The 12,744-nt window shown below is 65.1% G+C and carries 9 protein-coding genes; 4 read left to right on the top strand and 5 right to left on the bottom strand.

All coding sequences use genetic code 11. The features are described 5' to 3' along the window. From ACVOLI_RS03525 to ACVOLI_RS03515, 3 genes are read right to left on the bottom strand one after another with little or no spacing between them, the layout of a single operon-like run. Positions 1-1,221, bottom strand: a complete 1,221-nt coding sequence (locus tag ACVOLI_RS03525) for an MFS transporter (protein WP_481533544.1) — start codon at positions 1,219-1,221, stop codon at positions 1-3. Further along, the gene (locus tag ACVOLI_RS03520; RefSeq protein ID WP_481533567.1) at positions 1,218-2,270 is read right to left on the bottom strand and encodes a zinc-binding alcohol dehydrogenase family protein; all 1,053 of its coding nucleotides are present in this window, start codon (positions 2,268-2,270) and stop codon (positions 1,218-1,220) included. Before ACVOLI_RS03520 ends, ACVOLI_RS03525 begins: the two co-directional genes overlap by 4 nt. A 20-nt stretch (positions 2,271-2,290) precedes the next feature. Continuing rightward, positions 2,291-3,481, bottom strand: coding sequence for a serine hydrolase domain-containing protein (locus ACVOLI_RS03515; protein WP_481533543.1), 1,191 nt, complete (start codon positions 3,479-3,481; stop codon positions 2,291-2,293). A 121-nt stretch (positions 3,482-3,602) separates the two neighbouring features. On the opposite strand from ACVOLI_RS03515, the gene ACVOLI_RS03510 reads away from it, so the two are divergent. Further along, positions 3,603-4,496 carry a LysR family transcriptional regulator gene (locus ACVOLI_RS03510; RefSeq protein WP_481533542.1) on the top strand — a complete coding sequence of 298 codons (894 nt, stop codon included), beginning with the start codon at positions 3,603-3,605 and terminating at the stop codon, positions 4,494-4,496. A 124-nt stretch (positions 4,497-4,620) separates the two neighbouring features. Here ACVOLI_RS03510 and ACVOLI_RS03505 read toward each other — a convergent pair whose 3' ends face one another. Then, a complete protein-coding gene (locus tag ACVOLI_RS03505) occupies positions 4,621-6,999 on the bottom strand; it encodes a TonB-dependent receptor plug domain-containing protein (protein WP_481533541.1) in 2,379 nt (792 codons plus the stop codon). A 312-nt stretch (positions 7,000-7,311) separates the two neighbouring features. On the opposite strand from ACVOLI_RS03505, the gene ACVOLI_RS03500 reads away from it, so the two are divergent. Then, positions 7,312-9,189: an ABC-F family ATP-binding cassette domain-containing protein gene (locus ACVOLI_RS03500; protein ID WP_282269295.1), complete on the top strand. Its 1,878-nt coding sequence runs from the start codon at positions 7,312-7,314 to the stop codon at positions 9,187-9,189. Positions 9,190-9,448: 259 nt separating this feature from the next. Here the strand turns inward: ACVOLI_RS03500 and ACVOLI_RS03495 are convergent, their stop codons facing one another. Beyond that, positions 9,449-10,324, bottom strand: coding sequence for a LysR family transcriptional regulator (locus ACVOLI_RS03495; protein WP_481533540.1), 876 nt, complete (start codon positions 10,322-10,324; stop codon positions 9,449-9,451). Positions 10,325-10,491: 167 nt separating this feature from the next. Here ACVOLI_RS03495 and blaCESS point away from each other — a divergent pair, with 167 nt between their 5' ends. Next, complete coding sequence (gene blaCESS, locus ACVOLI_RS03490) at positions 10,492-11,391, top strand: CESS family extended-spectrum class A beta-lactamase (RefSeq protein ID WP_481533539.1); 900 nt, start codon at positions 10,492-10,494, stop codon at positions 11,389-11,391. A 71-nt stretch (positions 11,392-11,462) separates the two neighbouring features. Continuing rightward, the gene (locus ACVOLI_RS03485) at positions 11,463-12,695 is read left to right on the top strand and encodes a cation:proton antiporter (RefSeq protein WP_481533538.1); all 1,233 of its coding nucleotides are present in this window, start codon (positions 11,463-11,465) and stop codon (positions 12,693-12,695) included. Positions 12,696-12,744 lie beyond the last annotated feature (49 nt).

Genomic DNA, 12,744 nt, shown 5'->3' with positions numbered 1-12,744 from the left:
TCAGGACCCGCGGCAGGTCCCAGAACAGCTGGCGTTGCTCGCGATGCTTTTGTCGCTTGTGCCGGGGAAACCATGCCGCCTTGCGGCCCATACCACGGCCAGGGTCGCCACCAGCAACACCAGTAGAGCGGGAGCAAATGCGCCGACGCCCCAGCGCCCGAGCAGTGCGCCGCCGATGATGCCGCCGCCGGCGATTGCCGCGTTCCAGGCGGTGACCAACATGGATTGAGCGACATCGGCGGCGTCTCCGGCAGTCTTTGCCAGCGCCGTCTGGAACAGGGTTGCGGCGCCGCCGAAAGCAAGCCCCCACACCGCCACTGCCGCATGGACCACAAGCGCCGTCTCACTGGCCAACCCGAGTGCCAGTGCGGCCGCGCCGAACAGTACGGTGCTGGCAAGCGTCAACGCGCGCAGGTGCTGGTCGACCAGCACTCCGACGATCCAGATGCCCAGCAGCGAGGTCATGCCGAACACCAGCAACACCAGGTCGGTGCGCGCGCCCAGGCCGGCGGCAGTCAGGAATGGCGCGATGTAGGTATAGAGGATGTTGTGTGCCAGTACGAAGCCCAGCACCACCAACAGCACCGGGCGCACGCCGGCAATGGAGAGCACCTGCCGCAATGGCATGCGCTGGTTCGCCGGCTGGCCGGCGAAGTCCGGCACCTTGAACCGTACCCATAGCATCAGCACCAGCGCCAACAGGCTCATCGCGCCAAAGCAGATCCGCCAGCCCAGCAGGTTGCCGAACAACGTGCCGGCTGGCACGCCCAGCGACAATGCCAGTGGCGTGCCGACCATCGCGATGGCAATCGCCTTGCCTTGTTGATGTGCCGGCACCATGCGCGCCGCATAGCCCGCCAACAACGCCCACAACAGTCCGGCGGAAATGCCTGCCAGCAAACGCGCCAGCATCGTCAGTGCGTAGCTGCCGGAGAACGTGGTGACGGTGTTGGCGAGGGCGAAACCGGCGATCGCCGCCAGCAGCAGCGGGCGACGGCGCACGCCCTGGGTGGCGCTGGTCAGTGGAATCGCCGCCAGCAGCGAGCCGATGGCGTAGATCGTCACGGTCTGCCCGATCCATGCTTCGGACACGCCGAGCCCAACTGCCATCTGTGGCAGCAGACCGGCCGGCAGGGCTTCGGTGAGGATGGTGATGAAGCCGGCCATCGCCAAGGCCAACAACGCGCCCAGCGGCAAGCGTGCGGTGGAGGCGGTGCTCATTGACCGTCCTCCGGCGTGCGTGCAGCGCTGTCTTCCTCGTTGCGGGCCAGCACCACCTTGCCAGTGATGCCACCGGCTTCCAGCAGGCGATGGGCCTGGATCATCCTGGCGGCATCCAGTGGCTGCAGTACCTGTGTGACGGTGGAGCGCAGCACGCCGCAGTCCACCAGCGCAGCGACTTCATTGAGAATCCGGTGCTGGGCGATCTGGTCCGGGGTGGCGTACAGCGGGCGGGTGAACACCATTTCCCAATGCAAAGACACGCTCTTGGCTTTGAACGGCGCTGCATCGAGTGTGTCGTGGTCATCGATGATGGCCAGCCGACCGTGCGGCGCGATCAACTCGGCTAACTCATGCAGGTGTTCGGCAGTGTTCGACAGCGCTGCGATGTGGTTGACCGGTGGCGCCGGCAGGGCAGCGACCTGTGCCGGCAGCGGCTGCCGGTGGTCGATGACATGGTGGGCGCCCATGGCCAGGCACCAATCGCGGCTCTGCGCGCGTGAGGCGGTGGCGATCACGGTCAGGTTGGTCAGTCGCCGCGCGAGTTGGATCAACATCGAGCCAACGCCGCCCGCGCCGCCCAGCACCAACAGACTGCCGGTAGCAGCAGGCTTGCCGCGGACGACACCCAGACGCTCAAACAGCAACTGCCATGCGGTCAACGCCGCCAATGGCAGTGCAGCAGCGTCAGTGAAGCCGAGCGTGCCGGGCATATGACCGACGATGCGCTCGTCGACCAGTTGGTATTCGGCATTGCTGCCGCTGTGGTCGAAGCTGCCCGCGTAGTAAACCGCTTGTCCGGGCTTGAACAGGGTGACCGCCTCGCCAACGGCGTCGATGACTCCGGCGGCATCCCAGCCCAGCGAACGGACGGCATCAGGCACAGCGACCAGGCCAGCGCGGACTTTCACATCCAGGGGATTGACCGAGACCGCGCGCACTGCCACATGCAGATCGTGCGGTCCGGGTTGCGGGCAGTCGACATCGACGTCGAGCAGACACTGTGGATCGGCCAGGCTGGAGCCACGATGGAAGGCGATGGCGCGCATGCGTGCAGTGGAGGTCGCCATCAGCGCGCCTCCATTGCGGCGTAGACCGCATCGCGCAGATCAGTGACGAAGCGACCGGACATGCCTTCGTACAAGGTGTTGGTGAAGGCCACCACACTCAGGCCCTGTGCCCGGTCCACGAACCAGGAATGGCCGTAGGCACCGCCCCAGCGCCAGGTGCCAGGTGATTCCGGTGTAGCAGCCAGCGCCGGGTCGCGCAGCACCGAGAAGCCGAGGCCGAAGCCGAAGCCCGGTGCGCTGGGCAGTTCCAGGCCGTTGGTCTGGTCGCGGCCCATTTCAGCGATCAGTTCGTCGGGCAACATGTTGTCGCCACCAATGCGCAGTGTTTCCAGCAGGCGCAACAGATCGCCGGCGGTGCCTGCCATGCCGGCGCCCGCAGACGGGAAGGCCTGCGCGTCGAAGATACGTGCCGGGCTGTAGGTGATGCCGATGGCGCCATCGAAGGGCGAAACAATCTCACCTTCGGCCAGCAGGTGTGGCTGCGGGGCGTCGCTTACATAGGCCATTGCCACGCGTTGCGGGTCGGCGGCGACGAAGCCGGTATCGCCCATGCCCAGCGGACCGGTCAGCAACTGCTGCACGGCCTGCTGCAGCGGTGTGCCATGGATGCGTTCGATCAAGGCACCCAGCACATCGGTTGCCAGCGAGTAGCCCCAGGCGCTGCCGGGCTCGTATGACAGCGGTACTTCGGCGATGCGACGCAGGTTGTCCTGCAGGCTGATGGCGGAGGCATCCATGCCATCGGAGACGCCGGCCCGTGCATACGGACCGTCCGCATCGGCTTCGAAAAAGCGGTAGCCCAGACCGGCGGTATGGCTCAGCAGCTGCCGCGCGCTGATTCGTGCCGGGCGGCCGTCGGCCAATCGCGGCTGGAATTCCGGCAGCCAGCGTTCGATGCCGGCATCCAGCTCGAGTTTGCCCTGTGCCACCAACACCATGGCCGCAGCGGAAACGATGGGCTTGCTGACCGAAGCCAGCCGGAACACGGTGTCCACGCGCATCGGGCGCGCGCTGGCACGGTCGGCGAGGCCGCTGGCCTGGCGGTGGATCAGCGCACCATTACGGGCGACCAGCACCACGGCACCGACCAGGCGTTGTTCGTCCAGTGCCTGCTGCACGACGGTCTGGATGGAAGCCAAAACCGGGTCAGGCACGGCACTTGAAGGTTGGGGGAACGCGGGGGTCGTCATTGCGGCTGGCTCGAAGAAAAGGGCAGGCGGTGACGATAGGAATCCCCCGATTGAAGAAAAAGCAGGCTGCAGTTCCGTGATGCGCGGAATAAACTGTCCGCAATCAAACGGGCGGCGGATCATGGACAGCCTCAATGGCTTCGTGGTGTTTGTGCAGGTGGCCGAGACGCGCAGCTTCGTCGCGGCCGGGCGTGAGCTCGGGGTGTCGGCCTCGGCGATCGGCAAGAGCGTGGCGCGGCTGGAAGAGAAGCTGGGTGTGCGCCTGTTCCATCGCAGCACCCGCAGCGTGACCCTCACCGCCGAAGGCACGCTGTTCCTGGAACGCAGCCGCCGCATCCTGGCCGAGATTGATGCCGCCGAGCTGGAGCTCTCGCAGGCCAGCGCGGCGCCACGCGGACGCCTGCGGGTGAGCCTGCCGTTGGTGAGCTCGCTGATGCTGCCGGTGCTGGGCGAATTCATGCGCGCCTATCCACAGATCGAGCTCGACCTGGACTTCACCGACCGCATGGTCGATGTCATCGAGGAAGGCTTCGATGCGGTGGTGCGTACCGGCGAACCAGCCGACTCACGTCTGTCGGCGCGTCGCCTGGGCAGTTTCCACATGCGGCTGGTGGCGTCGCCGGACTATCTGGCGCGCTGCGGCGTGCCGCAGACTCCGGCCGACCTTGAGCAGCACAGTTGCCTGCACTATCGCTTCCCCAACAGCGGCAAGCTGGAGGCCTGGGCGCTGCGACGCGCAGCGGGCGAGGCCGAGCTGCAACTGCCGACCTCAATGATCTGCAACAACATCGAGACGCGCGTGTGCTTCGCATTGCGCGGGCTGGGGATTGCCTACCTGCCGGATTTCGCGATCCGCGAGCCGCTGGCTGCCGGCTTGCTGCAGTCCATCCTGGTCGACCAGGTAAGCGGAGCCGGTGTTTTCAATGTGTTGTGGCCGGCCAGCAAGTACCCCTCGCCGAAGGTACGGGCATTGGTGGATTTCCTCTGCGCGAAGGTGTTTCCGCAAGCTGCTTGAGGCCGTCGTCCCCGTGCATGGAGTTGGCGTCTGGCAACGTCCCGACGGCACAAAGAAAAATGCCCCGGTTTCCCAGGGCATCTTCCTTTCACGACATCAAACCAGGCACAACATCAAACCGGTATTACCAGGTGTAGCTGATACGGCCGTAGACGTAGGCGCCGTTGAAACCATACGGGGAGTAGTTGCTGTACGGCAGCATGCCCCAGGTCGAGTTCTGCAGGTCGGCGGTGCGGTCCGGATACTGGTCCAGCAGGTTGTCCGCACCCAGGGTCAGCTTCCAGTTTTCGCTGGGCTTGAAGCTGGCCGAGGCATCCACTACCCAGCTGGCGTCATAGGTCTGGTCGCGGGCAGCAGTGGCCGAGTTGCGCACGGTGAAGCTGCCATAGCGGGTCGCCGACAGACCCAGCTCCCAGCGGTCCGAGCGCCAGGTGCCGCTGACGATGGCCTTGTCACGCGGGAAGCTGTCCTCGATGCGGCCGATCTCGTCGCGGCCGATCAGCGACTGGGTGATGCCCAGGCTGCCGAACACCGCCGGCGAGGCGATGAACTTCTTCACTTCGGTCTCGTTGTAGCTGTAGGCAGCGGTCAGTTCCAGGCTGCTGGCAGCAAACGGGATGGTGTAGCTGGACACCGCATCGACACCGCGGGTGCGGGTGTCCACGCCATTGGTGAAGTAGGAGAACGCGGTGACCTGCGGCAGCCCCAGCCCGGCCAACAGCGCGTTGGCGGCGGCATTGGTGGTGATGTTGGTGGACAGCACGATGCGGTCGTCGATATCGATCTGGTAGGCATCGACGGTCAGGTACAGGCGGTCAACCGGCTGCAGCACCAGGCCAAGGCTATAGGACGTGGAGCTTTCGGCCTTGAGCGGGCTGGCACCCAGCGCCTGTGCGGCAGCGCTGGTGGTCGGGAAGGTGCCGCGGTCGACGAAGCTGCCATTGATGATGGTGCTGGTGACCGCCTGGTAGCTCTGCTGTGCCAGCGAAGGTGCGCGGAAGCCACTGGACGCGGTGGCGCGCAGCGCAACCTTGTCGGTGAAGGCGTAGCGCGCCGACAGCTTGCCGGAGAACTTGTCGCCGAAGTCCGAATAGTCCTCGTAGCGACCGGTCAGGCCGGCGGAGAACTTCTCGGTCAGGTCGGCTTCGAGCCCGGCATAGACAGCGTAGTTGTGGCGATCGTTGTGCACTTCGTTGGTCGGGGTGAAACCACCGAAGCCCTGCGCGCCGCTACCGGTATAGGAGTTCAGCTCACCGGCGTTCTGCTCCCACTTCTCACGGCGGTACTCACCACCGAAGGACAGCGTGACCGGGTAGGCCAGGCCCCAATCCAGCGACTTGGTGATGTCGGCGTTGAAGATGTCCTGCTGGTATTTCAGCGTGCCGTCGTAGAACGAGGTCGGGCTGTTGACGCCCAGGCTGTAGTTGATGCTGTTGCGGGTGTGGAAATCCAGGGTGTTTTCACCGTGGTTGACGCTGACGTCCCAGGTCCAGCCGCTCTCGGTATTGCCCTTGACGCCGGCTACCAGCGAGCGGTCCTTGGAGTACTGGTTGATCTGCGGCACGAAGCCGTCAGGGTAGACCTGCGCCAGCAGCGCGGTCTGGCCGCTGTGGTTGGGCGAGCGGTAGAACGCGAACGAAGTGATGTCGCGGTTGCTCAGCAGGGCGCTGGCGTAGGCGCTGACGTTGTCGCTGAAGTTGAAGCTGGCGTTGGCCGAGGCAGCGGTGGCATCCACGCGCGGGTCGCCGACCACGAAGGTCTTCTCACCGATGGACGGGAAGTTGCCGGTATTCGGGGTGGTGCCCTGATAAGGGCCTGCGCGGTTGCTTTCGTCCTGCTGGCTGACCTGGCCGGCGAAATGCACGCTGCCACGACCATCGGCGAAGCTGACGCCGGTGTCGCCGGAGAGCTGGTACTTGTTGCCGTCACCGGCCGAGTACTGGCCGTAATCCACCGCCAGGCTGCCGCCCTTGCCGCTGCCCTTGAGCACGATGTTGACCACGCCGGCGATGGCATCGGAGCCGTACTGGGCCGAGGCGCCGTCGCGCAGTACTTCGACGCGTTCGATGGCGGCGATCGGAATCGCGTTGATGTCCACCGCGGAGGAGCCACGGCCGATGCTGCCGTTGACGTTGATCATCGCCGAGGTGTGGCGGCGCTTGCCGTTGACCAGCACCAGCACCTGGTCAGGCGAGAGCCCGCGCAGCTGCGCCGGGCGGATGCCGCTGGTGCCGTCGGTAAGGGCCGGGCGCGGGAAGTTCAGCGAGGGCAGGGCGCGCGACAGCGCGGTGGCCAACTCGCCGGTGCCGGTGGACTGCAGGGCTTCCGGGGTGATGATGTCGATCGGTGACTGTGACTCGGCCACGGTGCGGTCGGCCACACGGGTACCGGTAACGATCACGGTATCCAGGGTATTGGCGCTGGACTGGGCCAGGGCGGGGAGGGCCGGTGCGCCAAGGGCGATGGCAATGGCGACGGCGAGGGTGCTGGACTTGCGGTTCATCAGGTTGCAGCTCCGGTATTGAGTGGCGGCATCGGCGGCGCGTGGGGTTCGCGGCTGTTGCGGTGCGCCATCAACGAATTAATGGAATTTTTACCTCGTGTCAAACCGGACGGTTCAGCTAAATTGTTGCTTTTGAAAGCTTTTTCAGTTCAGCAAGGGCGATTTGGCTATGCGAGTACTTGGCCCTTGTCAGGCAACGCCGTTCAGGCGCGTGCGATAACAGGGCGTGAGTCAAGTATTGGTTAACGTTAGAATTACGTCGCAGGAATGCTGCTCACATGCTCATTCCTTTTCGTTATAACGGACCCATTCATGATTTCCCTTCGTAATTTCGCCCTTCGCCGGGGCGAGCGCCTGCTGTTGTCCAACGTAGACCTCACCCTGCATGCCGGCTATCGCGTAGGCGTGGTGGGCCGTAATGGCGCAGGTAAATCCAGCCTGTTTGCGGCCGTGCGCGGTGAGCTGGAAGCCGACAAGGGCGACGTGTCGCTGCCCGGCAAGATCCGTATCGCCGACGTGGCCCAGGAAACCCCGGCGCTGCCCGACCGCGCCATCGACTTCGTGCTTGGCGGTGATGACGTGGTCGCCGCGGTGCTGCAGGAAGAAGCCGCAGCGGCTGAGCGCGAGGATTGGGAAGCGGTTGCCAACGCGCACCAGAAGATGGCCGAACTGGGCGCCTATGACGCCGAGGCGCGCGCTGGCAAGCTGCTGCATGGCCTGGGCTTCCCGGCTGAGACGCATGATCGTCCGGTGTCGGCGTTCTCCGGTGGCTGGCGCGCACGCTTGAACCTTGCCCGCGCACTGATGATGCCCAGCGACCTGCTGCTGCTCGACGAACCGACCAACCACCTGGATCTGGACGCGGTGTACTGGCTGGAGCAATGGCTGCTGAAGTATCCGGGCACCTTGCTGCTGATCTCGCATGACCGCGAGTTCCTGGACAACGTCGCCACCCACACCCTGCATCTGCACGGCGGCGGCGCCAAGCTCTATCCGGGCGGCTATACCGATTTCGAGCGCCAGCGTGCCGAGCACCTGCGCCAGCAGCAGATCGCGCACGAGAAGGAACAGGCCGAGCGCGCGCATCTGCAGAGCTTCATTGATCGCTTCAAGGCGCAGGCCAGCAAGGCCACCCAGGCGCAGAGCCGGATGAAGCGCCTGGCCAAGATGGCCGGTACCGAAGCGGTGCGCGCCGAGCGCGAATTCCGCATCGAGTTCTCGCCGCCGGCCAAGCTGCCGTTCTCGTTGATCCGCCTCAACGACGTCACCGCCGGTTACGGCCCGGACGCAGTGATCCTGGACAACGTCGGCTTCGGCCTGGAAGCCGGCCAGCGCGTCGGTCTGCTCGGGCCGAACGGTGCGGGTAAAACCACGTTGGTGAAATCACTCGTCGGCGACCTGCCGTTGCTTGGCGGTGACCGCATGGCCCACCCGGACCTGCAGATCGGTTACTTCGCCCAGCACACGGTGGAATCGCTGCACGCTGGCATGACGCCGATGGATCACTTCCGCGAAATCTCGCCGGATGGCGTCAACCAGTCGTTCCGCGATTTCCTCGGCAAGTGGAACTTCCCGGGTGACCGTGCATTCGAGACGGTGGATGGTTTCTCTGGCGGCGAGCGTGCGCGTCTGGCGCTGGCCTTGATCGCCTGGCAGCAGCCGAACGTGCTGCTGCTCGACGAACCGACCAATCACCTTGACCTGGAAATGCGCGAAGCCTTGGCCGAGGCGCTGGCACTGTTCGAAGGTGCGATCGTGATGGTGTCGCATGACCGCCATCTGATCGGCCTGGTCTGCGATACGTTCTGGCGTGTCGCCGACGGTGTGGTCGAGCCGTTTGCCGGTGACCTGGACGAGTACGCACAGTGGCTGCGTACCCGCGCCAGCGCGCAGGGTTCACGCAACAAGAGTGATCGTCAGGAAAAGCCTGCAGCTGCTGCACCGGTTGCGCAGGTTGCCCCGGCCAAGCCGGCTTCCAACAAGAAGCCGGTCAACCCGCACAAGCTGGAAGCGGCCGAGAAGAAGGTGGAGCAGTTGGGTGCAGCGCTGGCTGAGGTGGATGCGCAGCTGGCCGATTCCGGCAACTACGCCGACGCAGCGAAGATGGCCAAGCTGGGCGGCGAACGCGAAGTGCTGGTGCAGCAGCTGGAGCAGGCTGAGGCGGCGTGGATGGAGATGTTGGAGGACTGAGCCCGGGCTCGGTCTTGCTTGTGGGAGCGGCGTCAGCCGCGAAGCTGGCAATGCCTGAAATGCCACTGTAGAGCCGAGCCATGCTCGGCTGAGGCTTTATCGGTGACGCGCCTGCCGAGCATGGCTCGGCACTACCGCCTTGGCCCCTCTCCCGCTTGCGGGATAGGGGGGTGGGGTGAGGGTAGCTTTTTGCTGGTAAAGCTCCTGCCGAGCATGGCTCGGCACTACAGGTGACGCCTCTGCCGAGCATGGCTCGGCACTACAGGTCCAATCCTTCCTGCGCCTGCAACCATAGCCGGAAGCGTCGCAGCGGCTCACGCTCCTGTCGCGAGCGCAATCGCGTCAGCCAATACCTGCCCAATGACAAGGTCTGTGCGAAGGGCTGCAGCAGCCGTCCCTCGGCCAGGTCCTGCTCGAACATGCGCAGTGGCAGCAGCGCCACGCCGGCACCCGCTGCCGCAGCGCTGGCCAGGGTCAGGGACGAATCGAACACCGCACCACGCGCTTCCACACCGCTGACACCCGCTTGCTGCAACCAGCGCGGCCACTCGTCGTTGCGGTAGGAACGCAGTAGCGCTACGTTGCCAAGATCACGCGGTTTCCGCAGTTTCCGCGCCACCGCCGGCGCGCACAGCGGCGCGAACAAGGTGTCGACGATCGGCGTGCACTCCTGCCCCTGCCAGTCGCCATCGCCGAAGCGGATCGCCAGATCCAATCCTTCGCCGGCCAGATCGATGCGGTTGTTGTGGGTCTGCACCCGCAGCTCGATATCCGGATGCGCAGCCTCGAAGTCGGGCAGCCGCGGCAGCAGCCAGCCGGTCGCGAAGGTTCCGACCACGCCCACGGTCAGCACCTCGCGGAAACGGCCGCCGGTGAAACGGTCCAGCGCGATCGCCATGCGGTCGAAACTCTCGGTGAGCACCGGATACAACGCCGCACCCTCGTCGGTGAGGGCCACGCCGCGCGGCAGCCGATGGAACAGGCTGACCTGCAGGCGGTCCTCCAACCCACGGATCTGGTGACTCAAGGCGGCCTGGCTGACGCACAGTTCCAGCGCGGCGCGGGTGAAGTTCAGATGGCGCGCGGCGGCTTCGAAGGCGCGCAGGGCGTTGAGTGGCAACTGGGGGCGGATCATGGCGTAGTCATGACGAAACTTGATGGTCGGTCGCATTATTCCGCGTCCCGTGACCGAATTTTCGCCTTAGCTGCAAATTTAACTAATGGCTTGCGATGATTATTCGCGATGGTCGCAGGCCGCAGCGGCGGGCAAGATCAGCCCGATCACGCCAAAGGAGAGTTCCCATGCTTGCTCGTCGTCAGTTCCTCACGCTTGGCGGTGCCGCCTTGGCCAGCGCCTTGATACCGGCCGCGTTTGCGCGCGCTGGTGGCGCTGCAATCACGATGCCGTTGGCAGTCAGTGACGCTGACTTCGCCGCACTTGAGAAAGCCAGTGGCGGCCGGCTGGGGGTCTGCCTCTGGAACCCGGCCAGTGGCGCCCGCTACGGACACCGCATCGACGAACGCTTCCCGATGTGCAGCACGGTCAAGTTTCCCTTGGCCGCAGCGGTCCTGCGCAGTGCGGATGCCGGCCAGTTGTCGCTGGACCAGCGCGTGCCGGTGCGGGCGAGCGACATCCTCGACCATTCGCCGTTCACCGAGCGCCACGTCGGCAAGACTATGACCGTGCGCGATCTGTGCCGGGCGACGATGATCGTCAGTGACAACGCGGCGGCGAACCTGTTGCTGCCGCTGGTTGGCGGCCCGGCCGGGCTTACCGCCTTCCTGCGCGAGCAGGGTGACCGCGTCACCGTGAGTGCGCGCAATGAGCCGGAGCTCAACCGGTTTGCCACCGGTGACCCGCGCGATACGACCAGCCCAGCGGCGATGGCCGGCAACCTGCAGCGCTTCCTGCTTGGCGACGTGCTCGGCGAGGCCTCGCGCCAGCAACTGGCCGATTGGCTGATCGACAACCAGACCGGCGATGCACGCCTGCGCGCAGGTCTGCCACAGGACTGGCGGGTAGGCGACAAGACCGGCAGCAACGGCAGCGACACCAGCAACGACATTGCCGTACTGTGGCCGTTGGCCGGTGGCACACCATGGCTGCTGAGCAGCTACCTGCAGGGTTCTGCACTGGATGATGACGGCAGGAATGGCATCCTGCGCCAGGTAGGGGAGCTGGCTGGCGCCCGCCTGCGCTGACGGCTCCACCGTTGGCGCGGTGGTGGCCGGTGGGCGTGACCCCGCGTAACCGGTCACAGGAAACAGGCGTCATGAGCAAGGAAGTAATCTATCTGTTGTTGATTTTCGCGTTGCTGGTCATCCCGCGCGCGTTGCAGCGTTTCAATATTCCCGCGCCATTGACCTGCCTGGTGTTCGGCATCAGCGCGATGCTGTGGCTGGGTGACGGATCGCACGATCCGGTGGTCAACCTGCTGGCCACGCTGGGTATTTCCTCGTTGTTCCTGTTTGCCGGCCTGGAAGTGGATCTGGCCGACCTGCGCAAGGGCATGTGGCCGCTGCTGACCCATCTGCTGATCCGCAGCGCCACGCTCACCGGCGTCGCCTGGTTGGCATGGCATTACGCCGGCTTGCCCTGGCAGGCGGCGGCCTTGCTGGCGCTGGCGCTGCTCACGCCCTCCACCGGCTTCATCATGGATTCGCTGTCCCAGCTCGGCCTGGATGATGCCGAGCGGTTCTGGGTCAGCAGCAAGGCCATTGCCGGCGAGTTGTTGGCGCTGGCTGCGTTGTTCGTGGTGTTGCAGGCCGGCGATCCGGTGCATATGGCACTGTCGAGCATGGCCTTGCTGGCGATGATGGTCGGCCTGCCGTTGCTGTTCATCGGACTCGGCCGCTGGGTGGCGCCGCACGCGCCGGGCTCGGAGTTCTCGCTGCTGGTGATGGTAGGCATGCTGGCCGCCTACATCACCTATGCATTGGGCGTGTACTACCTGGTGGGTGCGTTCATCGCCGGCCTGGTCGCGCGCCTGCTGCAGCAGCGCATGCCGTCGCTGGCCTCGCATGAAAACCTGCATGCGCTGCGCCTGTTCGCATCGTTCTTCGTACCTTTCTATTTCTTCAACTCGGGTACCAAGGTGCCGGCCGAAGCGCTGAGCTTCGAAGCGTTGGGTCTTGGCCTGCTCATCACCTTGGTGGTGCTGCCGCTGCGCATCGCGGTGATCTGGCTGCAGCGGCGGGTGCTGTTCGGAGAGAGCTTCCGCACCAGCCTGCGGGTTGCGCTGGCGCTGTCGCCGACGCTGATTTTCACCCTGGTGCTGGCAGCGATCATGCGCGAGCGCTTTGCGATCTCGCCGGTGTTGTTTGGTGCGCTGCTATTGTATGCCGCGCTGACCACACTGTTGCCATCGCTGGTGTTCCGGCGGCCGATGGATGTGGACCCGCTCAGCAATGAAGCTGCCGAAACTGCGGATGCAGAGATCGTAAGAGAAGCCGTGCTTGATTCGGACTCGTCTTCAGCCCCCAACTCTTACGTACCGGAGCGTTGAGCGCCGCTTATCATTCCCAGGGCAACGTCGGCTTCGCAATGCAGCGGGC

This window comes from Stenotrophomonas sp. STEN029, from assembly GCF_056760015.1.
The sequence above is the reverse complement of the archived record's forward strand: the minus strand, read 5'-3'. Positions and strand labels throughout refer to the sequence as shown.